A 25,405-nucleotide genomic window follows, 5' to 3' on the forward strand; every position below is an offset into this window, starting at 1 on the left:
GGGCCCCGCCTCGTACAAGGAGAAGAAGAGCATGTCCCTTCCGACATCCGAGTCCGCGCGGGGCCTCACCGTTGCCCTGGCGGTCCGCAAGGACATCCACCGCTACGGGCTCGAAGGGATGCTGCATTCCCTGGAGTCGATCGCGAGCATCTTCAGCTATCCGACCATCGCCGACGCCACGCGGGCCGCCCCGGAGCTCTCGCCGGACCTGCTGCTCACCTCCACGGCCGAGCTGGCGGAGGCCACGGACCCGGCGCTGGCCCGGCAGCTGCGCGAGCACGAGGTGCGCCTGCTGGTCCTCATCGGCCCCGACGAGCGGATGACTCCGGCCTGGGCCTCGCACGTGCACGGTTTCGTGGACCGGTCGGCCCTCCACCTCAGCCTGCTGCGCGACGCGGTCGGCGACGTGAGCGCCGGGCGCTTCCACGTCTCGGCGAGCCTGGCACGGCGCTTGATCGTGCCCGCCGACCCCGCCCCCGCCGTCGCCCTGACGGGCCGCGAGACACAGGTCCTGGAACTGGTCGCGGGCGGCCTGAGCAACAAGCAGGCCGCCCGCTCCCTGGGCATCTCCGAGAACGGCGTCAAACGCCTGATGGGGAACATCCTCGCCAAGCTCAACAGCCCCAACCGCACCCTCGCGGTGGTCAGGGCGCTGGAGATCGGACTGCTGGCGAAGTGAACAGCCGGGCCAGCTCACGCTTGAGCACCTTGCCGCTGGGGCCGAGTGGCAGTCGCTCGACGAACTCCACCCGGCGCGGGCGCTTGTAACCCGTCAGCTCCTGACGCGCCAACTCGACTATTTCACCGGCGAGTTCGGCGTCCGTGCCGGCGTTGTCCCGGCGCACCACGACCGCGCAGACCTCCTCGCCGCGTGCCGCGTCCGGGACGCCCACCACGGCGATCTGCTCGACGGCCGGATGACGCAGCAGCACGTCCTCGACCTCACGCGGGTAGACGTTGTAGCCACCCTGGATGATGACGTCCTTCTTCCGGTCCACGAGGGTGAGGTATCCGTCCGGCGCCAGGTGCCCGAGGTCTCCGGAGCGGAACCACCCGTCCACGAGCACCTCGGCCGTGGCCTTCGGCAGACCGAGGTATCCGGCCATCACGTTGTGACCCCGGACGACGACCTCGCCCACCTCGCCCACGGGCAGCAGTTCCACGCTGCCCTCCCGATCGGCACGGGCGACGGCCACCTCCACGCCTTCGACCGGAAATCCCACGGTGCCGGGCCGCGGCGGAGTCCCCGGCTGGTTGTACGCGACGCAGGGAGAGGTCTCGGTCAGCCCGTACCCCTCGTACACCTCGCAGCCGAAGGCGCGCCGCACCTGTTCGAGGGCCGGTACCGCCAGCGCCGATCCGCCGCTGTAGGCGCGCCTGAGCCGGGGCGCGGGCGCGCCCGCGGCCACCGCTTCGAGGAGTGCGTGGTACATGGTCGGCACGCCCATGAAGATCGTGCAGCCATGGCGTTCCATCGCCCGCAGCGCCTGCTCGGCGGCGAACCTGGGCGCGAGGACCAGCGTGGCGCCGGCCAGGAAGCAGGTGCCCATGACGCAGACCTGCCCGAAGGTGTGCGACAGCGGCAGGCAGCCGTAGAGCACGTCGTCGTCCTTGACCCCGAAGGGGGAGACGGCGGTCACCTCGATGTTGGTGACGATGTTGCGGTGGGTCAGCATGGCGCCCTTGGGGCGGCCCGTGGTGCCCGAGGTGTAGAGGATCGCCGCCAGGTCGTCCGGGGCGGCGTCCGTGTGGCGCGCGACGGGCGGTCCGGCGTGCGGGGCGTCGAGATCGATCCCGCCGGCACGCTCGTCCGCCACGGTGAACAGCTCGACCCCGGCGGCCGAGGCCGCGGGAGCACCCTGCTCGACGGCCGTGCCTTCGCAGACGAGGGCGCGCGCGCCGCAGTCCTTGAGCACGAACTCCACTTCCGCGGCCCGGGACTGCGCGTTCATCGGCACGACGACCGCCCCCAGAGCGAGGACGCCGTAGTAAATCGGCGGGAAACAGGGCGAGTTGGGCACGAGCAGCGCCACCCGGTCGCCTGGCCCGACGCCGTGGCGGCGCAGCACTCCGGCGTAGTGGCGGGCCCGGTCCCACACCTGCTCATAGGTGACGACGTCGTCGTCCCAGATGAGCGCCGGGCGGTCCGGCCGCCGTGCTGCCGTATCGGCGAGCACGGCGGCCAGAGGCCGGGTCACACAAGCTCCTTCACCGCAGAGGTGCGTCCCGCCACGCGGTCGGACGCGGTGGCGATCTCCAGCTCCTGCCAGATGCCCGCGAGGGCCTCGGCGAACTTCTGCACGTCGGCCTCCGTGTGCGTCGCCGACGGGGCGATGCGCAGGAGTTCCTCGCCCGCACGGACGCTGGGGGCGTTGATGGCCTGGACGTAGATCTTGTGCCGGTCCAGGAGGAGCGCCGAGGCCTGCTTGCACAGGGCGTCGTCGCCGACGAGCGCCGAGACGATGTGCGAGTCGGACGACAGGTACGGCACGTCGGCCTCGTCGAGCAGCCGGTGCAGCAACTGGGCGTTCCTGGCCAGGCTCTGCCGCTCGGCCTCGGAGGTCCGCAGGTGCCGTACGGCGGCCAGGGCACCGGCCGCGGTGGCGGGCGGCAGCGACGTGGTGAAGACGAACGCCCGCGACAGGGTGCGCACCGCGTCGATCAGGTCCTGCGGTCCGGCGATGTAGCCACCGGCGGTGCCGAGGCCCTTGGCGAGGGTGCCCATGATGACGTCGAACCGGTCGGCGATCCCCTCGCGCGGCGCTATGCCGGCGCCTTCGGGGCCGTACATGCCGATGGCGTGCACCTCGTCGAGGAAGGTGGTCGCGCCGTACTGGTGGGCCAGTTCGGCGATCTCGGCGAGCGGCGCCACGTCACCGGACATGGAGTACACCGACTCCAGCACGATCAGCTTGGGTGCCTCCGGGTCCGCCTGCGCGAGGAGCTCGGCCAGGTGCGCGACGTCGTTGTGCCGGAAGATGCGCTTCTGGGCGCCGCTGCGCCGCAGACCGTCGATGATCGACGCGTGGTTCAGCTCGTCGGAGAAGACCACGGTGCCCTCGGGGTTGCCCGCGATCACCGCGAGTGCGCCGTCGTTGGCGGTGTAGCCGGAGGTGAAGAGCAGCGCGGCGTCCTTGCCGTGCCAGTCGGCGAGTTCGCGCTCCAGCTCCACGTGGCGGTGGTTGGTGCCGCCGATGTTGCGGGAGCCGCCGGAGCCGGCGCCGAACCGGGCGACGGCGTCGTGGACTGCGGCCAGGACCGCGGGGTGCTGTCCCATTCCGAGGTAGTCGTTGCTGCACCAGACGCTGACCTCGCTGTCCTCGTCGGCCGTGCGGGCGATCGCGCTGGGGAAGTTTCCGGCCCGGCGGCCGATCTCCAGGAAGGTGCGGGTGCGGCGCTGCTCATCGGTGAGCTGGTCGGTGAAGTAGTCGAGGTGCCTGGGCATGGGGGTTCCTCTCGATCAGCTGAAGGTGAACTGGGCTTGCGTGAAAGGGAAGTTGAGGAGGGCGGGGGTCAGGCCGCCGCCGCGCTGTGCTCGCGCAGCCGCGCCTTGTCGGGCTTGCCCGCCGGGTTCATGGGGAGGTCGTCGAGCACCAGGACCCGCTCGGGGGCCTGGGCCGGGGAGAGGGAGGCGCTGATGTGCTTGCGCACCGCGTCGGATTCGACGAGCGTGCCGGGGCGGCAGGTCAGCGCGGCGTGGAGGTGCTCGACGCCGTCGGTGTCGCGGATTCCGTAGACGGCCGCGAGGGCGACGCCGGGGACGGTCAGCAGCTCGCGCTCGACCACGGCCGGGTAGACCTTGACTCCGTCGACCTTGACGACGTCGGAGACGCGGTCGAGCAGATGGACGTAGCCGCGTTCGTCGCGGTAGCCGATGTCGCCGGTGCGGTACCAGCCGTCGTGCAGCACATCGGCGTCCAGGGCCGGATCGAGGTAGCCGTCCATCAGCTGCGGCGAACGCATCCGGATCTCACCGACCTGTCCGTCGGCCAGCAGCGCCCCGGTGTCCAGGTCACGGACCTCCACCTGGACCTCGGGGAACACCCGGCCGACCGTCGCGGCCAGTCCGGGGTCGGCGTGCCCGGCCGGGTCGAGGTAGGTGATGCGGCCGCTCTCCGTGGTGCCGTAGAGCTGGAGCAGGATCGGGCCGAACACCTCGTGGGCGGCGGCGATGCGGCTCGGCGCTGCCGACGTCCCGCTGTAGCTCAGGCTCCGCAGACCGGCCAGGCCCGCCGCCTCGGCGTTCCGGTACCCCAGGTCGTCGAGGTGGTCGAGCAGCCGGTACAGCTGGGTGGTGGCCATGAAGGTGCGGGTGACACCGTGCTCGATGACGGCACGCACCACCTGGCGCGCGTCGAACTCGGGCAGCAGCACGATGTCGCCGCCCACCGCCAGGGCACCGTCGGCCAGGAGCCCGGCGCTGTGGCTCAGCGGGGTGCTGAACAGGGCGGTGATCCCGGCGGCCTCCGCGGGCGCCTCGATCGCGATGCGCACCGTGCCCTCCCAGGACCGCAGCGACTTGCGGATTCCCTTGGGGCGGCCGGTGCTGCCGCTGGTGAACATGATCACCGCCAGGTCGTCGGGCTCCCCGCGCTCCGGGGCGACGGCCCCGGGGTCGTCGGTGGGCGCGACCCCGGCGGGTCCGGCCTGACCGGGACCGACGAGAACCGCTCCGGAACGCTCGGCCAGTTCGGCGGCGCGCGCCGCGCTGGTCGGGTCGGCGTAGAGGACGGTCGCGCCCGTGGCCCGCAGGATGCCGAGCTGGTCGGTGAGCGGCAGCATGGCCGTGCTGGTACCGGGGTTGGTGGAGCGCAGGAAGCAGACGGCGGCACCGGCCAGGTGTGCGGCGTGCCGCACGCTGATCATGTCCGGGCTGTTGGGTGCGGTGAGGACGGCGACCACGGTGCCGCGGCCGACGCCGGTGGCGCGCAGGGCGCGATAGGTACCGGTGACGACGCGCAGGTACGCGGCCGCCGTCAGCTCCGTACCCGGGTAGCGCAGCACCACCTTGTCCGGCTGCTCCGCCAGCACCTTCAGCACGCCGGGCACATAGCCACCCACGTTCGACCACCAGGCCTCGCCCGCAGTCACCATGCCGCCCCGCTCCTTCCTGCCACGGCGACCGCGGCAGTCAGCTGTTGACCTGACGACTTGAGTCTTCTGGTCGCGAACCATCCGGAACAGGCGTGTTCGTGCACGCCGATGGTGCGCCCGTGCGGCAGCCCGAGGGGGGTACCCGAACGGGTAGGCCACCCGTTGCCCCTCGTCCTGTCGGCCCCCGGTTCCACCCCGTGCCGCCGGCGTTCAGCCCTGCCCCGACCGGGCCGTGCCGCGCACCTTCCGGCTTCTCGCCCATCGCTTTTCGTGAACGCTCACCCGGTCTCGGGGACGCGGCTAAAGTCGTCGCCCTGACAACACCGTTCCCCGTGTTCGCCGAGGCCGGCCGCGCGCGGGAGCGGGACGCGCGCTGGGGAGCGTGCGGTACGTGGTGAACGAGGGGGGAACGGGACGTGGTTCGGAATCGGAGACCTCGGCCGACGGCGGCGGACAGGAAGAACGCACGCGTGGGGTGCGGCATCATGGTGGCCGCCCTGCTCGTGGTTGGCGGATGCAGCGCGCTGATCAACGGCGACGACGGCGGATCGACGGCCAGTTCGTCGGTCAGCTCGACGGCCGGCGCCACAGCCAGTTCATCCGCGAGCGACGCGAAGGACGCGAAGGCCAAGACGGTCGCGGTCAGGAACTTCGTCGGCATGGGGCTGCAGGCGGCCCAGGACGCGGCGCAGGGCGACGGCATACGCAAGCTCGACTCCACCGACGCGACCGGTCAGGGCCGTTCCCAGCTGTGGGACCGCAACTGGACCGTCTGCGCGCAGACGCCCGCGGCCGGGAGCTCGATGAGCACCGACGCCACGCTCACGTTCGACACCGTCAAATCGAGCGCGGGCGAGACGTGTGACGGGGCGGGGCGCGGCAGTAGCAGCACCCCCGCCCCGGCCGCATCCGAGGCCGCGCGGGACGCCGGCGCTGCCCCCACTCCGAGCGTCGAGGAAGACAACTCCGGCTCCGTGAGCGGCAGTTCGGGCTCGACCGGCGGTGATTCCGCATCATCGACCGGCGGCTCAAGCTCGTCGGGGGACGATGCGAGTTCCTCCTCGTCCGCGAGCGGCTCACAGCAGGCGCCCGCCGGAGCAACCGCCCTGTGCAACGACGGCTCGTACAGCTACTCCGCGCACCGCCGCGGCACGTGCTCGCACCACGGCGGTGTGGCCACCTGGCTCGCCGGCGCACCGTCGTAGCGGGCATTCCGTAAACGAGGGCGACCGTCGCGGCCGCCTTTGTATCGACCCCGTATCGGCCCCGCGTCCGCCACCGCTCCGTTCCCCCTCGGATCGCCCGTCCGGCCCGCGGGGCGGCCGGGCGGGGCGGTCGCTGTCGTATCGTTCCTTGCGATCCGCCGAGTCGCCCGCTGCGTACAGATATGACCGAGTTGCACGGGAGGGCTCGCCCTCGAACAGGAGCCGCCGTGTCCTCGCCAAGCCCCGCCCCGGCCGACGCGCGGCCCGTACGTGTGCTGCTGGTCGAGGACGACGACCTCATGCGGCGGGCCTTCGCCGTGGCGCTGGGGCGGTACGGGTACGAGGTCGAGGCCGCCGCCGACGGGCTCGCGGGGCTGGAGGCGTTCCGGGCCGGAGCCTTCGATCTGCTGGTCCTCGACGTGATGCTGCCGGGGCTCGACGGCATCGGACTGTGCCGACGGGTCCGGGAGAGCAGTCTCGTCCCGGTGCTGATGATGTCCGCGCGGGGCGACGGACTCGATGTCGTCGCCGGGCTGGAGGCGGGGGCCGACGACTACGTCGTCAAGCCCGTCGACACGTTCGTCCTGGTCGCCCGCATCCGGTCCCTGCTGCGGCGGGCCACCTACGCCCCACCTCCGTCCGGAGGGTCCCAACCGGCTGCGGGCGAAGGGGAGTTGCTCGTTTTCGGTGAGCTCTCCATCGACACCGCGGGGCTTGAGGTGTTCGTGTCAGGGGCGCCCGTCGCGCTCACCCCCACCGAACTGAAACTGCTCCTGGAGTTCGCGGCGCACCCCGGCGTCGTCCTCGAACGGCACACCCTGCTGCGGGACGTCTGGGAGTACGGGTGGGACGGGGACAGCCGGGTCGTCGACCTGTGTGTACAGCGGCTGCGCAAGAAGCTCGGGCGGGACCGGATCGAGACGGTCCGCGGGTTCGGCTACAAGTTCCGGCGCTGACGTCCGTGCGCCCCTTCGCCGCCCTGCGCGGGAAGCTCCCCGCCCCCGCCTCGCTGCGCTGGAAGATCGCCGCCCTCGCCGCGGCCACCGCGTGCCTGGTCGCGCTGGCCGTCGGCGTCCTCGTCCACCTCTGGACCGCGCGCGACATCCGCGGCCGGGCCGAGGCCCGCGCCTTCAACTCCGTGTACTCGGCCATGGACACCTACCACCGCACCGGCACCCTCGCCGACGGCGCCGCGCTCGACCCCCCGGACCTCCCCGCCTCGCTGCGCCACCCCGCCGACGGGAACCGGCACACCGCCTACGACGGGAGCGTGCACGACAACGTGGGGCCCAGCTTCTGGGCCGCCCAGCGGGTCGGCGGGCCGGGCAGCGCCGTCCTCGCCGTCGAGATCAACATGAGTCCCGAGCTCTACGACCTGCGCCGGCTCGACGCCACCATGGCCGTCGCCTCGCTCGCCTCCGTCGCGGCCGCGGTGCCCCTCGCGGTGTACGGGGCCGGGCTCGTGGGGCGTCGGCTGCGGCGGGTCTCCGAGACCGCCGTACGCATCTCCGCCGGGGACCTCGACGCGCGGACCGGGCCCACCCGGGGCCGCGACGAGGTGGCCGACATCGGCGTCGCCGTCGACCTCATGGCCGACAGCCTCGGGCGGCGGCTGCGCGGCGAGCGCCGGTTCACCGCCGACGTCGCCCATGAACTCCGCACCCCCGTAGGGGGGTTGCTCGCCGCCGTCGATCTGCTGCCGGACGGCGAGACCGAGGACCTGATCCGGGGCCGGGTGCGCGATCTGCGCGGACTCGTCGAGGACCTCCTGGAGATCTCCCGCCTCGACGCCGGGGCCGAGCTCCCCGCACCGGTTCCGGTGCCGCTCGGCGCCGTCGTCCGCGAGGCCGTCGCCCGTACCGGACTCGACACCGCTGTCCGTGTCGTGGAGACCCGGCAGACCGTGGAGACCGATCCGCGCCGCCTGGAGCGCATCGTGGGGAACCTCGTCGTCAACGCCCACCGGCACGGCGGCGCACCCGTCGAGGTCACCGTCGAGGGCCGCACGGTCGTCGTCCGCGACCACGGGCCCGGCTTCCCCGCGGACCTGCTCCGCGACGGGCCCCGGCGCTTCCACACCGGGGCGCGGGAGCGCGGTACGGGCCACGGGCTCGGCCTCACCATCGCGTTCGGCCAGGCCCGCGTCCTCGGCGCCGAGGTGACCCTGCGCAACGCCCCGGGCCCGGACGGCGGGGCCGTCGCCACGCTCCGGCTCCCCGGACCGCAGGTCCCGGGAGCGTAGGCCCTTGGCCGTACGGCTGTCGCAGGACTGCCGCACGGTGGCGCGTCAGCCGATACGGGCGTGCCCCGGTCCCGATACATCCGCCGGACACCCTTCGAAGTGACCGTTCGCCCTGTTCCGCAGCCGAACCCCGCACTCGAAGTGGAGCCCACTCCGTGACCGCCAACTCCCTCACCGCACAAGCCCTTTACCCCGAACCGGGGGTCGCGGCGGCCGCCACCGACCTGTGCAAGGTGTACGGCAGCGGGGACACCCGGGTCGTCGCCCTCGACCGGGTCAGCATCGGGTTCCGCGAGGGCGAGTTCACCGCGATCATGGGGCCGTCGGGCTGCGGCAAGTCCACGTTGATGCACTGCGCCGCCGGCCTCGACGCGGCCACTTCCGGGTCCGTCCGCATCGGCACCACCGAGCTGGGCACCCTCGACGACCGCCGGCTCACCGAGCTGCGCCGGGACCGTGTCGGCTTCATCTTCCAGGCGTTCAACCTGCTGCCCACGCTCACCGCCCTGGAGAACATCACGCTCCCGATGGACATCGCGGGCCGGGAGCCCGACCGGGAGTGGCTCGACCGGATCATCTCCATGGTGGGTCTGGCCGACCGGCTCGGCCACCGCCCCGCGCAGCTCTCCGGGGGCCAGCAGCAGCGCGTCGCCGTGGCCCGGGCCCTGGCGTCCCGGCCGGCGATCGTCTTCGGCGACGAACCGACGGGCAACCTCGACTCGCACGCGGGGGCCGAGGTGCTGGGGTTCCTGCGCGGCTCCGTACGGGAGCTGGGGCAGACCGTGGTCATGGTGACCCATGACCCGGTCGCCGCGTCGTACGCGGACCGGGTCGTCTTCCTCGCCGACGGGCGGATCGTCGACGAGATGCTCCGCCCCAGTGCCGAGGGGGTGCTCGACCGGATGCGGGGCTTCGAGCCCCGGCCCCGCACCCCCTGATCCCGGACAAGACCCCCGGGCGCCGCACCACCACGACACCACTCAGGACTGAGAAGCCCATGTTCAGAACCGCCCTGCGCAACGTACTCGCGCACAAGGCCCGCCTCCTGATGACCGTGCTCGCCGTCACCCTCGGCGTCGCCTTCGTCTGCGGCACGCTCGTCTTCGCCGAGTCCTCCTCCGCCGCCCACCGCGCCGCCGCGTCCAAGAACTTCGCCGGTATCGCGCTCACCGTCACCCCGAAGGAACCCCTGCCCGGGGAAGCCACCGCAAGCGGGGGCAACGCGCTCGACGCGCCCCTCGTACGGAAGTTGGCCGCGCTGCCCGGCGTCGCCGGGGTGCGGCCCTCCGTCGACGGGTCGGCGACGCTCAACGCCGCCGACGGAAGCCCGCTGCGCGGCGGCAAGGCGTGGGCGAACCTCGCCGGGGCGTACGTACCGGGCGAGGACGGTACGGACGAGCGGTATCCGCTGGTCGCCGGGCGTGCCCCGGCGCACGCGGACGAGCTGGTCGTGGACCGGGGCAGCGCCACGGCCGGGCACCTGGGCGTCGGCGACGTCGTGACCCTCGCCACCGACGGGCCGGTGCTCAAGAAGCGGCTCGTCGGCATCGTCGACACCCGGGACTCGCGGGTGACCGCGGGCGGCACCCTCGCCCTGTTCGACACCGCGACCGCACAGCGGCTGTTCTCTTCCCCCGGTCACTTCACCTCGATCGATCTGACCGCCGCCCACGGCACCGACCCGGTGACGCTCGCCACCGAGGTCGACCGCGTGCTCCCGGCCGACCGCGCCCAGGCCACCAGCGGGACCGCGCAGGCCGCCCAACAGGCCACCAACGTCGACCTGATGACCCGCGGCTACCAGAAGATGCCGAAGATCTTCGCCGGGGCCGCGCTGTTCATCGGCTCGTTCCTCATCGTCAACACCTTCACGATGCTCGTCTCACGCCGCACCCGCGAGATCGCCCTGCTGCGGGCGATCGGCGCGACCCGTCGCCAGGTGGTGCGCTCGGTGCTGTGGGAGGCGACCCTGGTCGGGCTCGCCGCGTCGGCGGCCGGGTTCGCGCTCGGACTCGGCGTCGCCTCGGCGCTGCCCGATCTTCTGAGTATCGGTCAGGACCCGCTGCCGCACGGCCCGTTGGTGATCGGGATGCGTCCCGTCGTCGCGGCCCTCGGGGTCGGCGTGGGCGTCACCGTGCTCGCCGCGTGGCTGCCGTCGCGGCGGGCCGCGAAGGTCGCGCCGATCGAGGCGCTGCGCTCCGCCGAGCAGCCGCCGACGCCCGCCGCTTCCCGCGCACGCGGCATCGTGGGCCTGGTCCTGCTCCTCGCCGGGGCCGGGCTGCTCGTCTCGCTGACCGGGGCGAAGGACGCCTCGGACGCCAACCTGCAGAACGCGATGGCCGGCTGCGCCCTCCTGGTCGCCGCCATGATCGCGCTGGCGCCGCTGCTCGCGAGGCCGGTGATCCGGCTCGGCGGGCGGCTGCCCGGACGCCTCGGGGTCGCCGGACGCCTCGCCCGCGAGAACGCCCTGCGCGATCCGCGGCGCACCGCGGCCACCGCCTCCGTCCTGATGGTCAGCACCGCGCTCGTCGCGGGCCTCGCGGTGATCGGCAACTCCACCGGGCAGGCCCTGGACCGGCAGGCCGCCGACGGGCTGAGCGCGGACTACGTGATCGAAGCCCGCACCTCCATGGCCGCCCTCGACCCGGCCGCCCCCCAGCGCGTCGCGGACGTCCCCGGGGTGCGGACGGCGGCGGCGGTCGCCGACTCCACGCTGTTCACCGGCGGAAGCGTCCGCAGTATCTCCGGCGTGGACCCCGCCACCCTGCACCAGGTCATGAAGCTCGACTTCACCAGCGGCTCCGCCGACCGCATCGGCCCCGGCCGGATCGCCGTCTCCGACACCGTCGCCCGGGCACAGGGCCTGCGTACGGGCTCCGCGGTCAAGGCGCGCATCGGCCCCGGCCAGGACTTCAAGGACTACACCGTCGTCGGGGTCTACCGGGACAACCCGCTCGCGCAGGACGTGCTCGGCGCCCGCGCCGAGGTGCAGCACGACAGCTTCAGGCCCGGCACCGTCCAGCGCCTCCTCGTGCGCACCGACGGCGCGGTGTCCGAGGCCACCGCGGCCCGGTTGCGCACCGCCACCGGCAACAGCCCGCTCGTCCGGGTCAAGGACCGCGAGGAGCTCGTCGCCGAGGCCGGCGGGACCGTGAGCGAGCTGCTGACCCTGATGTACGGGCTGCTCGCCATCGGCGCGGTGATCTCGCTGCTCGGCATCGTGAACACGCTGGCCATGTCGGTCGCCGAGCGCACCCGGGAGATCGGGGTGCTGCGCGCCATCGGCATGGACCGGGCAGGTGTCCGGCGCATGATCCGGGTGGAGGCGGTGACCGTGGCCGCCTTCGGCACGCTGCTCGGCCTGGCCGGCGGGATGTTCGGGGCCTGGGCCGTCGGCTCGCTGGCCGGCGGCGCGATGACCCGGTACACCCTCGCCCCGCCCTGGGGGACGCTGGCCCTGCTCGCGCTGCTGTCGCTGGTGACCGGCGCGCTCGCGGCCGCCGTACCGGCCCGCCGGGCGGCCGCCCTGAGCCCGTTGGAAGCGGTCGGACAGACGTGAGCCGGGCACGGCCCCACCCCGTGGCACACTCGGCGCGGGAGCCTGGCGAAGGGGGAAGGCGTGGGGTCGTCGGAGTTGCTCATCGTCCTCGACCGGGACGGCGGAACACCGCTGCAGCAACAGCTCTGTGAGCAGATCACGGCCCTGGTCCGGGCCGGCCGGTTGCGCCCGGGCGACAGCGTGCCCGCGTCGCGCGAGCTCGCCCAGCAGCTCGACGTGTCGCGGACCGTGGTCACCCGGGCCTACGAACTGCTGCGGGCCAACAGCATCATCATCGCCAGACGCGGCTCCGGCACCAGGGTCGCCCCCCTCGCCGGGGACGGCCCGGCTGCCCAACCCCCTTCCCCACAGGCCAAGTTCGCGCCGCAGCCGCCCCGGGCGACCGACGGCAGCAGCCCGCTGTGGCAGCCGTGGGAGCCGCCGCCCACCCACCATCCGGGCGGCGCCCTCGACTTCCGGCACGGCACCCCGGCACTCGCCGAGTTCCCCGTCGCCCGCTGGCGCCAGTCCCTGCACGACGCGTACGGCCGGGCCGACGTGGCGTCCCTCGGCTACGGCCCGGCCGAGGGCTCGCCGACGCTGCGCACCGAGATCGCGACGCTGGTGCGCCGGAGCCGGGCCCTGGACGCCTCGCCGGACCACATCATGGTGACCAGCGGCGCCACCCAGGCCCTGGACATCCTGGTCCGGATGCTGGTGGGGCCCGGTGACGTGGTGGTGATCGAGGACCCGAGCCACACCGTCCTGCGCCAGGTCTTCGGCTGCTCGCAGGCGCACGTGGTGCCGGTGCCGGTGGACGAACAGGGGCTGCGCGTCGGCGACATCGACGCGTGCGTCCGCGCGCACGGCCACGACCCGGCGCGCGTGAAGCTGGTGTACGTGACGCCCTCGCACCAGTTCCCGACCGGCGTCATCCTGTCCGAGGCGCGGCGGCGCGCCCTGGTGCGGTGGGCGTATGACCACGGGGCGACCGTCCTGGAGGACGACTACCACAACGAGTTCACCTTCACCGGCGAGCGGCTGCCCGCGCTCGCCGCCGAGCGGCACCGCGACACCGTGGTGTACGTCGGCAGCTTCAGCAAGACGCTCTTCCCGGCGCTGCGCATCGGCTACGCCGTGCTGCCGCCGCACCTGGTGCGGCCCTTCCTCGGCATCAAGTGGATCACCGACCGGCTCACGCCCACGGTCGCCCAGGACGCGCTGGCCGACTTCATCGCCACCGGCGCCTACGCCCGGCACATCAGCCGGATGACCCGCCTGTACCGCCAGCGCCGCGGCCGCCTCCTGGAGGCGCTGTACGAGCACTTCGGCGCGGAGGTGCGGATCTCCGGGGAGGCGGCGGGCCTGCACGTGCTGGTCACCCTGACCGGCGCCCGCGGCACCCCGGAGGGGCGGATCGCCGAGATCGCGGCCGGGCTCGGGGTGCGGATCTACCCCGCGTCCGGCTACTTCGTCCAGGACCCGCCGCCCGAGCCGACGTTCCTCATGGGGTATGCGGCCCTGCCCGCCCCGCGCATCACCCGCGGCGTCGCCCTGCTCGCGGACGCGGTCCGGGAGGCGACGGGGCGGACGGGCGCGGTCACGGCCGCGCGGCCCGTCAACTCCGTTCCTCCTGCGGCTCGGTGAAGCGCGGCCGGTGGAACCGGGCGCGCAGGGCGTGCGGAACCGTGCAGTCGAAGTGCGCCTTCGCGGTGCGGCCGTCCGCCGACAGGTGCGGTGAGTACGCGGTGGACTGCGAGGGGTCGAGCGGGAAGCCCGGCCGGTCGGGCAGCACCGCCACGTCGCGGTCGGCCTGGAGGCGGGTGGTCATCGCCCACCACAGGTCCGCGTCGGACTCGATGTCGACGTCCTCGTCCACCGACACCGCGAGCTTCGCCATCCGGAACTCCTCCAGGACCGACTCGGCGGCCTTGCGCACCACCTCGTCGTCGGCGGCCGACCGCTTGGCCCGCCACTGCAGGACGACCATGAGCTGGCCGCCGCCCGCGGTGTGGCAGTGCACGCCCTTCACCGGCGCGTCCAGCTCGCGCAGCCGGGCGAGCACCGCCGCCTCCATGCCGAAGCCGAGCAGCACGGACTGCTCGTGTCCGGGCCCCGACACGGTCTGCAGGATCGCGCCCTCGCGCGCGGTGATCCCGGTGACCCGCACGGTCGGGAGCGCCGGATGGGCGCGGCCCCGGTAGCCGAGGAACTCCGGTGTGGCGTAAGGGCCTCGGGGGTTCTCCGGGGCCGTGTCGGCGAGCAGCTCGCCCTCGATGACGTATTCGGCGTGCGCTATGCACTCCGCCGCCACGGTCCGGCAGTCGGTCAGCTCGACCGGCGCCCCGCCGAGCGCGCCCGCCACGCCGAGCTCGTCGACTCCCCCCGGCACCAGGGAAGTGGGGCAGCACGACGACAGCAGGACGGCCGGGCCGAGCCCGAGGTGGATCGCGACGGGCAGGTTCTCGCCCCGCCGCCGGGCCGCCTGGTGGGCGGCCTCCAGATCGCGGCCCGGCACCATCCAGAGGGAGAGCCGGTCCGGGCCCTGGACGCACATCCGGTGGACGGAGAGGTTGCGCACCCCGGTGTCCGGGTCGGTGGCGAGGACCGAGCCGAGCGTCAGATACGGGCCCGCGTCCTCGTCGGTGAGGACCGGCACCGGCAGCGCCGTCAGGTCCGGCGCGAGCGGGACGCGCACCGGCTCCCGGCCGCCCCGGCCGCGTACCGGCGCGACCGGCGACCCCACCGCGTCCACGATGCGCTGGGGCAGCAGGCCCGGGGTGGTGCCGAGCAGGGCCGCCGCCCGGCGCCTGGTCCCGTACAGGCCGATGAGCACGGCCCGGGCGGGCGCCCCGCCCTCCGGGGCGACCCGCTCGAAGAGGACGGCAGGGCCGGGACCGGTGGGCGGCGGGGCGGGCGTGCCGGCCCACTTCGCGTAGCGGGCGGAGACCCCGAACCGGGCCGGGACCTCCGCCCGCTCCCGCACCAGCTCGCCGGGCATGGGATCGAGCCCGGCGAGCGCGGTGCGGAGGTCGGCGAGCCGGCGCGCCGTCATGCCGTGCCCTCGGGGACCGCGGCCGGCCCGGCCGGGCGGGCCGCTGCCCTGCGCTCGGCGAGCAGCTCCATCTGGAGGTCGGTCAACTCGGTGATGAGCGTGCGGTAGACGCTCTCCGCGATGCCCGGCGGCATGCCCTCCTCGACGGCCAGACCCCGCACCTTCTCGATGACCTGGGCCACCCGCCCGGGCGAGCGCACGGTCTCCTCGTCCTTCTTGAACGCCGTCAACTCGCGCACCACGGCGGTGCGTTGAGCGAGCAGCGCGACGATTTGGCGGTCGAGCGCGTCGACGGACAGGCGCAGCTCGTCGATGCGCTCGGCCCCGGCGACGGCTCCGGCAGCGGGTCCGGCGGTTCCCGCGGTCACGGGGCGGGGACCTCGTCGATCACGTAGACGACGGTCGGCTCGTCGTCGGAGCCCTGGGAACGGTGGCGCTCGTCCCCGGGGATGATGAAGCCCATGCCGGGACGGCACGGCACCGAACGGTTGTCGAAGTGGATGGTGAACTCGCCCTGGAGCACCCAGCCCTGGTGGCCGCGCTCGCACCACTCCAACTCGTTGAATCCGGCGGGCAGTTCCATCAGCCGGACCCGCTTGCCGCCGGTGTACGCGATCTTGACCCGGCCGTCGGCGCCGGGCTTGTTCCATTTCTCCCAGGGGATGGCGTCGAAGTCGATGCCGACCAGGGCGGGCGTGGTGGTGCTCACAAGGCTCTCCTCGGAGATGGTGATCGGGTACGGGTACGGGTGCGGGTACGGCGGTGGCTGCTCAGGACAGCGAACGGCTGCGCTCCACCCGCTCGTTGCGGTCGTCCAGGGGGAGCACCGGCTCCCCCGTGTCCGCGTGGTACTTGCGCAGCAGCAGGGTCATGTCGATCATCCGGTGGGCCATCCGCTCCAGGGCGTCGATGCCCTCGGGGTCGTTCAGGCCCGGCTTGCCGGTGGTGTTGCGCAGCAGCGCCGGGAAGCCGCTGCCCACCAGGATCATCCGGTTGAGCAGCAGGTTGTCGACGAGCTGGTTGTGCACGGAGGCGTCGCTGTAGCGGCGGCCCGTGACGATGATGCCGCCGACCTTGTTGGCCAGCGGGCGGTCGAAGCGCAGGAATCCGACGCCCGCCCGCTCTATGAAGATCTGCATCAGATGCGCGAGGCCGAAGCCGTGCACGGGCACCGCGTAGATGATCCCGTCCGCGCGCTTCATCTCCTCGACGATGCCCGGCATGTCGTCCGGCAGCGCGCACGGCAGGGTGCGGCTGTTGCAGTCGCCGCACGGGCTGCACGGCGAGATGCGCCGGTCGCGCAGGTGGACCGTGCGGAAGGTGGCTCCCCTGCCCCGCACGAGTTCTCCCGCGTAGTCGAGGGCGAGGTCGGTGTTGCCGCCCGCCCGCTCGGAGCCCGATATCCCGAGGATGACGGGTTGGTCGGAACGTACTCCTGGCATGTCTCCCCCATTGACCGCTGGTCCGGTGACCGCTGGTCCTGCGGGGCGGGCCGTCGGGGCTCGCCCCCTTTCCCCCTGACGGCCGGCTCCCCCCGGCCGTCAGTCGTGCCCTCGCTCGCCGTACGGCCCCGGACGGTCAGTCCTGGAGCTTTCCGGCGAAGTAGTCGATGTAGGCCTGCATGTCGAAGTGGCCGTGCCCGGAGAGCGAGAACAGGATGCTCTTCGATTCGCCGGACTCCTTGCAGGCCAGCGCCTCGTCGATGGCCGCGCGTACGGCGTGGGTCGACTCGGGGGCCGGCACGATGCCCTCGTTGCGGGCGAAGGTGACCCCGGCCTCGAAGCAGGCGGTCTGCGGCACCGCGCGCGCCTCCAGGTAGTCGAGTTCCTTCAGCTGGCTGATGATCGGCGACATGCCGTGGTAGCGCAGGCCGCCCGCGTGGATGCTCGGCGGCACGAAGGTGTGGCCGAGGGTGTGCATCTTGGTGAGCGGGGTCATTCCGGCCGTGTCGCCGAAGTCGTACTCGAACGTGCCCTCGGTCAGCGTCGGGCAGGACGACGGCTCTACCGCGATGGCCCGCACCGAACGGCCGCCGCGCAACTGCTCGCCCAGGAACGGAAGGGCCAGGCCGCCGAAGTTGGAGCCGCCGCCGGCCGCGCCGATCACGATGTCCGGGTAGTCCTCGGCCAGCTCCATCTGGAGCAGGGCCTCCTTGCCGATGATCGACTGGTGCATCAGCACGTGGTTGAGCACCGAGCCGAGCGCGTACTTGGCGGTGCCGCCGCTCTTGACGGCCGCCTCGACCGCCTCGGAGATGGCGAGGCCCAGGCTGCCGGGCGAGTTCGGGTCGGCGGCGAGCGCGGCCCGGCCCGCCTCGGTCCGCTCGCTGGGGCTCGCGGTGACACTGGCCCCGAACGTCTCCATCAGGCCCCGGCGGTACGGCTTCTGCTGGTAGCTGACCTTCACCATGTAGACCTCGCAGATGAGGCCGAAGTACTGGCAGGCGAGCGAGAGCGAGCTGCCCCACTGCCCGGCGCCGGTCTCCGTGGTGAGGCGCTCGACGCCCGCCTGCTTGTTGTAGTACGCCTGCGGGATCGCGGTGTTGGGCTTGTGGCTGCCGGCCGGGCTGACGCCCTCGTTCTTGAAGTAGATGCGCGCCGGTGTGTCGAGAGCCTTCTCCAGCCGCCGGGCCCGCACCAGCGGGCTCGGCCGCCACTGCTGGTAGACGTCGATGACCGCGCCGGGGATGTCGATCTCCCGGTCGGTGGAGAACTCCTGCGCTATCAGCTCCGCGGGGAACAGGGGCTCCAGGTCGGCCGGGGTGATCGGCTGGCGGGTGCCCGGGTGCAGCATCGGGTCCAGCGGCTTGGGGAGGTCGGCGACCACGTTGTACCAGGTGGTGGGGATCTGGGCTTCGGACAGCAGGAACTTCGTCTGGGGCATGGAAACTTTCCTGTGAGTGAAGTGGAGCCGGTACGGGGCGAGGAGGAGCGTGCGGCAGGGTCAGGTGTTCGCCGGGGCCGCCTTCGGCTCCGGGTCGGCACTGGGCTTGCGGGCCGCGGGCGGCCTGATCCGCAGCACGGAGAACGCGGCGATTCCGACGAGCGGGGCGATGAGCAGCGTCACGAAGACGGGCCGGTAGCCGTCGGCCGTCCACAGCACGCCCAGGCCGACCGGCACGACGAGCCGGGCGAGGCCGAGGACGAAACCGTTGAGCGCCATGAAGCGGCCGACGCGCCCCTCGTCGACGTGGTCGGCGACATAGGTGGGCACCACGACGGACACGATGATCTCGCCGAGCGTCCACACCACGGTGGAGAGCAGCAGCGCCGGCAGCGAGAAGCCGAAGACGATCACGGCGAGACCGAGCGTCCACAGCAGCCCCGCCACCAGGAGCAGCGCCTTGGTGCCCCGGCCGCGGATGTGCTTCTCCATGAACAGACCCAGGCTCACCACCACGACACTGTTGATCGTGTAGACCGCGCCGACCAGCCCCGCCGAGTCGTGCAGGACCGTGGTGACCGCGAGCGGCAGCGCGTATTCGAGGCCGATCAGCGGCACGACGTAGAAGAAGGAGACGAGGACGATCAGCAGCACGTGCCGGTGCCCCAGCGGCCCCGAACGGCCTTTGCCCGCAGCCGATTCGGGTTCCCGCCTCCGGCGGTCGCGCGGCACCCACAGCGTGATCATCGCCGCGCACAGCAGGCCCGCGAAGATGTTCCCGGCGAACATGACGTGGTACGAGTACGCGGCGGCGACACCGCCGAGCAGCGGGCCCACGCCCATGCCCAGGTTGTTGCCGACGTAGCTGATCGTGTACGCGAACGGGCGCTGCTCGGGGGTGGTCAGATCGGCGACCAGGGTGTTGGAGGCCGGGCTGAACATCCCCATCCCGACCAGGGCGACGAACAAAAGCGCCGCGTACGTCCAGGGCGCGCCGTCGAGCAGGGCGAGGCCGAGATAGCCGGCCGCGTTGAGGATCAGCGCGCTCAGGAGCGCGGTGCGCCGGCCCTTCAGATCGCACAGCGGGCCGCTCAACAGGCTGCCGACCAGCAGGCCGGTGCTGCCGATGGAGATGAGCAGGCCCGCCTCGCCGGGGCTGAGGTCCTTGCCGCGCACCAGATAGACGGCGAGCAGCGGGAAGACGAACATGCCGGCCCGGTTGACGAAGGAGGCGAGGAACAACACCCGCAGGGCGAGCGGGAGTTCCTTGAAGCGCGCGACCCACAGCACGGCTAGGCCCCGGTCTCTACGCGGAAGCTGTCGCGCACGGTCTTGAAGCGGGCCTTGACGTCCTCGAAGTCGGTGCCCTCGCACACGTACCAGCCGAGCACGTCGTTGGAGGCGGTCGGCGGGGCGAGCACATCGCCGACGCGCTTCCACACGTCCGCGTCCAACACGCCTTCCAGGGAGGTCAGTTCGGCGGCGGATGTGATGGCGGTGATGGTGCCGTATTCGCCGGACGACAGGTACTCGGTGCCGACCTCCGGGCCGAGCCGGACGGCCGGGCGGTGGTCGGGGTCCAGCTCAAGGCGGCACCACTCGCCCGCCAGGTTGATCCCGCGCCCCGCCTCGACGGCGGGCACGATGGAGCCGCCCCCGGCCCGGGCGCCCGCCTCGCCGAAGACGATCTCGCCGTCGTCCAGGAGGAAGAACTCGGCGTGCACCACCCCGGTGCTCAGGCCGAAGCCGCGAAGGACCACCGCGTTCAGCTCCAGGATGCGCTGCTCCCTCGGCGTGAGGTCGTGCTTGCGGGAGATGGTGCCGCCGGGTTCGTCGCGGTACTCCAGGACGGAGTACGTGTACTGGGACAACTGCTCGAAGACGACCTCGCCGCCCTGGAACAGGGAGTCGACGTGGAACTCGGCGCCGCGGATGAACTCCTCCACCCGGTACTCGTGCCGGTCGTCACCCATCTCGCCCCAGACCCGGTCGAGTTCGGCCCGGTCGTCCACCCGGTAGGTGTTGCCGCAGGCCCAGCCCGCGTACGGCTTGACGACGACGGGGTAGCCGACCTGCCCGGCGAACTCGGCGACGGCGGTGACGGTGTCGGGGCGGCAGGAGCGCGCGACCCGCACCCCGAGCTCCTCGGCCCTGCGGTGCATGACGTTCTTGTCGCGGAAGTTGAGGGCCTGGTCGGGGGTGAGGCCGGGGATGCCGTGGTCACGGCGGGCCCGGCTCGCGGGCAGCACATCGCCCTCGAACAGCGGGAAGATCCGCTCGATGCGGTGCTCGGCGACGATGGAGTCGACGGCGGCCCGCACGGCCGCGGTGTCGTCCAGGTCGGCCCGGTACTGCGGGAGGCCTTCGGCCTCGGGGGCCTCCCAGCCGGTGGGCAGCAGCACCACACTGGCCACGCCGAGTTCGGCGGCGGCCGCGACCACCGCGCGGAACTGGGCGGTGTAGCGCCCTGCCGCGGGCCGGTAGACCACCAGGATCGAGGGGTTCATGGGGTGCTCCTCAGACGAGTCCGGGATACGAACCCGGGGCGGGCGGGACGGGAAGGCGGCATCGGCGGACGTCATCGGCGGACGGACGCGGCCGAGGGGGCGAACGGCTGCCCGCTCACGGTGGCCGCGTCGAGCACCAGGGCCGGTCCCGGCTCGGCGCCGAGCCCGGTGAGCGCACCGGCCAGCCGGTCGAGCGCCTCCTCGACGACGGCCCGGCCGCCGTCGTGGGCGGACTCCACGGTGAGCAGCAGCCTGCGACGGCCGACGTCGGTCTTGACCACGTCGCCCTGGCGCCAGTTCCAGCGCCGCGAGTGGGCCCGGCCCTGTCCGTCGGCGTAGACGACCTCGCCCGGGTCGGGATGCTCGGTCGCGCCGGGTGCGCCCAGCGGGGCGAAGACCTCGTCCCCGTGGGCGAGCCGTACCTCCAACTCGCCCTGGATGTCGCCCACGTCGCAGGAGGCGACGGGGAGGCGGGTGTCCAGGGAGACGGCGTTGCAGAGGTCGACGAGCGCGTTGATCCGGGGCAGCCGGTCCCCCTTGGCCACCCGGCGCAGGACCGACTCGGCGGCGCACGGGAAGCGGTTCGGGTTGACGTCGACCGCGCGGTAGGCGTCCCGCCAGGCGGCGATCGGGGGCAGCGCGGACACGTCCGCCTTGCCGAGGCGGGCCGCGTGCAGCGCGTCCTCGGCCGCGGTGAGCCATCCGTCGACCTCCCCGGACTCCCTGACGACGTCGACGTCCGGTACCGCTATCAGGCCGAGCACATAGCCGGGCACCCGCTCGGACAGGCGCCCGTCGATCGTGACGGTGAAGGGGCGAACGCCGCCGCGGACGTGGGTGGAGCTCTCCATGGACGTGGATTCCTTCGGCTGTGGGATTCCGTCGCTGTTACCAGGCGGACCGCTGATGCGGTTCCGACAGTAGGGAGCGGGCAGGGGCCCGGCTGTGGCCAATTTCCGGCAATTCCAGAAGTCCACTTGCGCCCCCGCGGGCGCCCCGGACGCCCCGTCAGGCGGGGGCCGAGGACGGTGAAACGGCCCTGTGGCCCAGGAAGTTGGCGAACAGCCTCATGCCGTCCTCGGTCATCACGCTCTCGGGATGGAACTGCACGCCCTCCACCGCGAGGCTCCCGTGGCGGACGCCCATGACGTAGCCGTCGTCCTGCGAGGTCGCCGTGACCGTCAGCTCCGGCGGCGGGTCGGTGACGATCAGGGAGTGGTAGCGGGTGACGGTCAGCGGTTGCGCGGCGCCCGCGAAGACACCGAGGCCGTCGTGGCGCACGGGGCTGGTCTTGCCGTGCATCAGGCGCTGGGCGACGGCGATCTTCGCGCCGTACGCGAGGCCGATGGCCTGGTGGCCGAGGCAGACCCCGAGCAGCGGGACCCGCCCGGCGAAGGCGTGCACGAGCTCGACGTGGCCGGAGTCCGCCGGGTGGCCGGGGCCGGGGCCCAGGACCACCGCGTCGGGGGCGGAGGCGATCAGCTCGGCCACCGTGCGGGTGCGCGAGCGCACCACGTCCGTCTCGGCACCGAGGCTGAGCAGGTACTGGTCGATGATGTGGCTGAAGCTGTCGTACGCGTCGACGAGGAGGACCTTCACTTCAGCAGCTCCTCGCCCGTCAGCGCCCAGTACGTGGCGCTCATCTTGGCCAGCGTCTCGCGCCATTCGGCGGCGGGCTCGGAGTCGGCGACCAGCCCGGCCGAGGCCTGGGTGCTGTAGCGGACCCCGTCGTGGACGGCGGTGCGGATGCACAGGGCGAGCACCGCGAAGCCGCGGACGTCGACGAGCCCGAGAGCGCCCGCGTAGATGCCGCGCGGGTGCTCCTCCAGGTCGTCGATGATCTCCATGGCGCGCAGCTTGGGCGCACCGGTCATCGTGCCGGCCGGGAAGGTCGCGCAGATCGCCGCCCACACGTCCGTGCCGCGCCTGACGCGGCCCGAGACGGTGGACACCAAGTGGTGGACGTACGCGAAGGGTTCGACCTCCATCATCGTGTCGACGGACAGCGTGCCGGGCTCGCAGACCCGGCCGATGTCGTTGCGGCACAGGTCGACCAGCATGACGTGCTCGGCCCGCTCCTTGGCGCTGTCCCGCAGTTCGGCCACCCGGCGGGCGTCCTCGTCGGGGTCGGCGGCGCGGCGCGCGGTGCCGGCGATGGGCCGCATCGAGATGGCGTCGTCCTCGACCCGGATGAACAGTTCGGGGCTCGCGCCGATCACGGTCCGCCCGGCCCAGGGCACGAGGTACATGTAGGGCGAGGGGTTGCGGTGGCGCAGCCGCCGGTAGACCTGGAGCGGGGTCAACTCCGTTTCCACGTCGATGCGGTGGCCTATCTGTATCTGGTAGCTGTCGCCGATGCCTATGTGGTGCAGGCAGCGCTCGGCCCGCTCGACGAAGGTGGCCTCGTCCACGGTGTCCCGTACGGACGCTGCCGTCGGCGCCTGCGGGACGCTCTCCGCGCCCCCGGCCGCCCGCACGGCCTCGACGACCGTGCGCAGCGGCGGCTGGTCGGCGTCGGTGGTCAACTGGGGCCCGGAGGCGCTGAGATGACGGACGCCGCCGCGCTTCAGGTCGTACCAGACCGTGTCCTTGAAGAGCGTGAGCGTGCAGCGCGGCAGGCCGGTGTCGGCCTGGCTCGTGGGGAGTTCCTCCATCGCCCACGCCGCCTCGTAGGCGAGGGTGGTGAGGAAGCCGAAGGCGAAGGTGCCGGTGGGTACGTCCGTGTCGAGGTCGAAGAGGGCCTGGACGGCGCGCAGTATCCGCCAGACGGTGCCGGAGTCGCGCACCGGCCACTGCCGGGCGCCGGCCGTCGCACCCGCGACCGTCCTGCCGCTCTCTCCCACGGTGGCCGTGAGCGCGGCGGCGAGCCGGTCGCCGAGCGGCCCGGGAGCGACGAGTTCCAGCCGGTCGGCGTGAATGCGCAGTTCCGCGAGGCGGCCGTACCCCACGGCGGCGTAGTGGCGGTCCTGGTCGGGACCGTCGAGACTTTCGAAGAGGTAGACGTCGCCCTCCTCCCGGGTGCGGGAGAGCGCCTCGTAGAGTCCCAGCGCTTCGACCTGGGGGAGTTCCTCGGAAACCAGCCGGACCGGAATGTTCGCAACCGTTTCGTCCGGAGCCAATTCCCCGTCGTACGCTGGCACTTCTGACAGTTCTGGGAGATCTGACAACTCTGACAACAAGGACACGTCGAAAGCCTTCCTGATCCGAGTGGACCGTAGGGGCTTCGAGGAATGAGCATGCCCGTCGACGGGGCGCCGTCGGCCCGGATTCGCACGTCACGCATGTCCGGGCCGTTCACGCCGGACTCCCCGCCCCACCCTCATTCGCCGTTTTCCACCGGCGGCGCATCTGTGTGCTCGACGACTCCATCAAATGTGGGACCGGCCCAGCCATACCACTTCGGCCTCCGGAGAGGAGACCACTTTGTCGCTGCAGCTAGCCCTCACCCTGGACCGTGAATCGCGCCTCCCGCTCGCCGTTCAAATACGCAATTCGCTGCGCAAACTGATTGAGGACGGAACTTTATGGCCGGGGACGCGGATTCCGTCCAGCCGCCAACTGGCCCTGGATATGGGGGTGTCCCGCAGCGTCGTGGTGGAGGCCTATGAGCAGCTGTCGGCCGAGGGCTATTTGCAGACCAGACACGGCTCGGGGACGACGGTCTCGGAGCGGGCCGGTGCGCCCGACACGACGTCCCGCCTGGTGCCGCCCGATCCGGAGACCGCGCCCGAGGCGATGTGGGACCTGCGCACCGGAACGTCCAACGTCATGGACTTCCCCCGCCAGGAGTGGATCCGCTCCATGGCGGCCGTGGTCGCCGACGCCGGCCACCTGGAACTCGGCTACTCCCCGCCGGCCGGGGTCCCGCTCACCCGGCGGGTCCTGACCGGCTACCTCGGCCGGGTGCGCGGGGTGCGCAGCCGGCCCGAGGACCTCATGGTCACCGCGGGCTTCGCCCAGGGCCTCGCCCTGATCTGCCGGGTGCTCCTGGACCGGGGCCACACCACGCTCGCGGTGGAGGACCCGGGGCATCCGGGCGAGCGCGAGTTCGTCACCAGCTCGGGGCTGCGGGTGGTCGGCATCCCGGTGGACGAGGACGGGCTGCGGGTCGACCTGCTGGAGCGGAGCGGCGTACGGGCGGTGCTGCTGACCCCGGGCAACCAGTTCCCCACCGGGGTCCGGCTCTGCGTGCCCCGGCGGGAGCGGCTGATCGCCTGGGCCCGCGAGGTCGGCGGCTACATCATCGAGGACGACTTCGACAGCGCCTTCCTGCACCGCTCCGACCGGCTCCCGGCGCTGCAGAGCCTCGCGCCGGACCGGGTGGTGTACGCGGGCAGCGCCAGCAAGACCCTGGCCCCGGCGCTGCGGCTCGGCTGGCTCGCCGCGCCCTCGGAGCTGATGGCGTCGGTGGAGTACGTACGGGCCGGCTGGGACATCGGCTGCTCGGGTCTCGAACAGCTCACCTTCGCCCGCTTCATCGACACCGGCGCGCTCGACCGCTACCAGCGCCAGCTGCGTACGGAACTGCACCGGCGCCGCCAGACCGTCCGCCGCCAGGTGGAGGCCTGCCTGCCCGGAGCCCGCCTCACCGGGGGCGAGAGCGGGCTCCAGGCCTATGTCCAGCTCCCGCCGCACATGGCGGAGTCGGCCCTCCTGCGCGCGGCCCGCCGCCGCTCGGTCCTGACCCGCGGCGGCGCCTTCTACACCCTGTCGGACACCAGCCGGCCGCCCGCCCTGGTCCTCAGCTACGCCACGGTGGCGTGCTCGGGCCTGGGCCGGAGCATGGCGGCGCTGGGGGCGGCGTACCGGGAGGTGGGGGGCTGATCGTCGGCGGCCGGGGCCGCCGGGCGGGCTCTGCCCTCGCCGGGACGTTGCGCGCCC

At 72.7% G+C, this 25,405-nt stretch carries 21 protein-coding genes; 8 read left to right on the forward strand and 13 right to left on the reverse strand.

Going from position 1 to position 25,405, the window contains the following annotated elements:
* Positions 1-31: 31 nt before the first annotated feature.
* The gene (locus IE267_RS16575) at positions 32-679 is read left to right on the forward strand and encodes a helix-turn-helix transcriptional regulator (RefSeq protein WP_167158879.1); all 648 of its coding nucleotides are present in this window, start codon (positions 32-34) and stop codon (positions 677-679) included.
* Here the strand turns inward: IE267_RS16575 and IE267_RS16580 are convergent.
* The 3 genes from IE267_RS16580 to IE267_RS16590 form a co-directional block, all read right to left on the reverse strand.
* Positions 645-2,198: a long-chain-fatty-acid--CoA ligase gene (locus IE267_RS16580; RefSeq protein WP_167158877.1), complete on the reverse strand. Its 1,554-nt coding sequence runs from the start codon at positions 2,196-2,198 to the stop codon at positions 645-647. The two genes, IE267_RS16575 and IE267_RS16580, sit on opposite strands and share 35 nt — an antisense overlap.
* Positions 2,195-3,445 (reverse strand): 5-aminolevulinate synthase, encoded by a 1,251-nt coding sequence (gene hemA, locus IE267_RS16585; RefSeq protein ID WP_189763717.1) that lies wholly within the window; start codon positions 3,443-3,445, stop codon positions 2,195-2,197. Before hemA ends, IE267_RS16580 begins: the two co-directional genes overlap by 4 nt.
* A 68-nt stretch (positions 3,446-3,513) precedes the next feature.
* Positions 3,514-5,094, reverse strand: a complete 1,581-nt coding sequence (locus tag IE267_RS16590; RefSeq protein WP_189763718.1) for a class I adenylate-forming enzyme family protein — start codon at positions 5,092-5,094, stop codon at positions 3,514-3,516.
* Positions 5,095-5,564: 470 nt separating this feature from the next.
* On the opposite strand from IE267_RS16590, the gene IE267_RS16595 reads away from it, so the two are divergent.
* From IE267_RS16595 to pdxR (IE267_RS16620), 6 genes are all read left to right on the forward strand, one after another.
* A complete protein-coding gene (locus tag IE267_RS16595) occupies positions 5,565-6,299 on the forward strand; it encodes a DUF3761 domain-containing protein (protein ID WP_229861232.1) in 735 nt (244 codons plus the stop codon).
* A gap of 227 nt (positions 6,300-6,526) precedes the next feature.
* A complete protein-coding gene (gene cseB / locus IE267_RS16600; protein ID WP_268251555.1) occupies positions 6,527-7,255 on the forward strand; it encodes a two-component system response regulator CseB in 729 nt (242 codons plus the stop codon).
* A gap of 5 nt (positions 7,256-7,260) precedes the next feature.
* Positions 7,261-8,541: a sensor histidine kinase gene (locus IE267_RS16605; protein ID WP_229861234.1), complete on the forward strand. Its 1,281-nt coding sequence runs from the start codon at positions 7,261-7,263 to the stop codon at positions 8,539-8,541.
* A 155-nt stretch (positions 8,542-8,696) separates the two neighbouring features.
* Positions 8,697-9,479 (forward strand): ABC transporter ATP-binding protein, encoded by a 783-nt coding sequence (locus IE267_RS16610; protein WP_189763720.1) that lies wholly within the window; start codon positions 8,697-8,699, stop codon positions 9,477-9,479.
* Between the two features lie 59 nt (positions 9,480-9,538).
* Complete coding sequence (locus tag IE267_RS16615; RefSeq protein ID WP_189763721.1) at positions 9,539-12,100, forward strand: ABC transporter permease; 2,562 nt, start codon at positions 9,539-9,541, stop codon at positions 12,098-12,100.
* Positions 12,101-12,160: 60 nt separating this feature from the next.
* The gene (gene pdxR, locus IE267_RS16620) at positions 12,161-13,726 is read left to right on the forward strand and encodes a MocR-like pyridoxine biosynthesis transcription factor PdxR (protein WP_189763722.1); all 1,566 of its coding nucleotides are present in this window, start codon (positions 12,161-12,163) and stop codon (positions 13,724-13,726) included.
* On the opposite strand, the gene IE267_RS16625 is transcribed toward pdxR (IE267_RS16620), so the two are convergent.
* From IE267_RS16625 to IE267_RS16670, 10 genes are all read right to left on the reverse strand, one after another.
* A complete protein-coding gene (locus IE267_RS16625; RefSeq protein ID WP_189763723.1) occupies positions 13,698-15,134 on the reverse strand; it encodes a UbiD family decarboxylase in 1,437 nt (478 codons plus the stop codon). The genes pdxR (IE267_RS16620) and IE267_RS16625 overlap by 29 nt on opposite strands.
* On the reverse strand, positions 15,131-15,502 hold the full coding sequence (locus IE267_RS16630) for a chorismate mutase (protein WP_189763724.1): 372 nt from the start codon (positions 15,500-15,502) through the stop codon (positions 15,131-15,133). The genes IE267_RS16625 and IE267_RS16630 overlap by 4 nt, the downstream gene beginning before the upstream one ends.
* Complete coding sequence (locus IE267_RS16635; RefSeq protein ID WP_161248212.1) at positions 15,499-15,843, reverse strand: cupin domain-containing protein; 345 nt, start codon at positions 15,841-15,843, stop codon at positions 15,499-15,501. Before IE267_RS16635 ends, IE267_RS16630 begins: the two co-directional genes overlap by 4 nt.
* A gap of 61 nt (positions 15,844-15,904) precedes the next feature.
* On the reverse strand, positions 15,905-16,576 hold the full coding sequence (locus IE267_RS16640) for a flavodoxin family protein (protein WP_167158862.1): 672 nt from the start codon (positions 16,574-16,576) through the stop codon (positions 15,905-15,907).
* A gap of 136 nt (positions 16,577-16,712) precedes the next feature.
* On the reverse strand, positions 16,713-18,017 hold the full coding sequence (locus IE267_RS16645; protein ID WP_189763725.1) for a TrpB-like pyridoxal phosphate-dependent enzyme: 1,305 nt from the start codon (positions 18,015-18,017) through the stop codon (positions 16,713-16,715).
* A 60-nt stretch (positions 18,018-18,077) separates the two neighbouring features.
* Positions 18,078-19,307: an MFS transporter gene (locus IE267_RS16650; RefSeq protein WP_229861236.1), complete on the reverse strand. Its 1,230-nt coding sequence runs from the start codon at positions 19,305-19,307 to the stop codon at positions 18,078-18,080.
* Between the two features lie 2 nt (positions 19,308-19,309).
* The gene (locus tag IE267_RS16655; protein ID WP_167158859.1) at positions 19,310-20,524 is read right to left on the reverse strand and encodes an ATP-grasp domain-containing protein; all 1,215 of its coding nucleotides are present in this window, start codon (positions 20,522-20,524) and stop codon (positions 19,310-19,312) included.
* Between the two features lie 71 nt (positions 20,525-20,595).
* Entirely contained in the window at positions 20,596-21,375 is a 780-nt protein-coding gene (locus IE267_RS16660) for a B3/B4 domain-containing protein (RefSeq protein WP_189763726.1), read from the reverse strand.
* Positions 21,376-21,532: 157 nt separating this feature from the next.
* Positions 21,533-22,123: an anthranilate synthase component II gene (locus IE267_RS16665; protein ID WP_167158855.1), complete on the reverse strand. Its 591-nt coding sequence runs from the start codon at positions 22,121-22,123 to the stop codon at positions 21,533-21,535.
* Positions 22,120-23,643, reverse strand: a complete 1,524-nt coding sequence (locus IE267_RS16670) for an anthranilate synthase component I family protein (protein ID WP_205380408.1) — start codon at positions 23,641-23,643, stop codon at positions 22,120-22,122. The genes IE267_RS16665 and IE267_RS16670 overlap by 4 nt, the downstream gene beginning before the upstream one ends.
* A 304-nt stretch (positions 23,644-23,947) precedes the next feature.
* Between IE267_RS16670 and pdxR (IE267_RS16675) the strand changes: the two genes are divergently transcribed.
* Positions 23,948-25,348 carry a MocR-like pyridoxine biosynthesis transcription factor PdxR gene (gene pdxR / locus IE267_RS16675; RefSeq protein WP_167158853.1) on the forward strand — a complete coding sequence of 467 codons (1,401 nt, stop codon included), beginning with the start codon at positions 23,948-23,950 and terminating at the stop codon, positions 25,346-25,348.
* Positions 25,349-25,405: the final 57 nt, after the last annotated feature.

Origin of the sequence: Streptomyces xanthochromogenes (assembly GCF_014650455.1) — a bacterium.
Lineage (GTDB): Bacteria > Actinomycetota > Actinomycetes > Streptomycetales > Streptomycetaceae > Streptomyces > Streptomyces xanthochromogenes.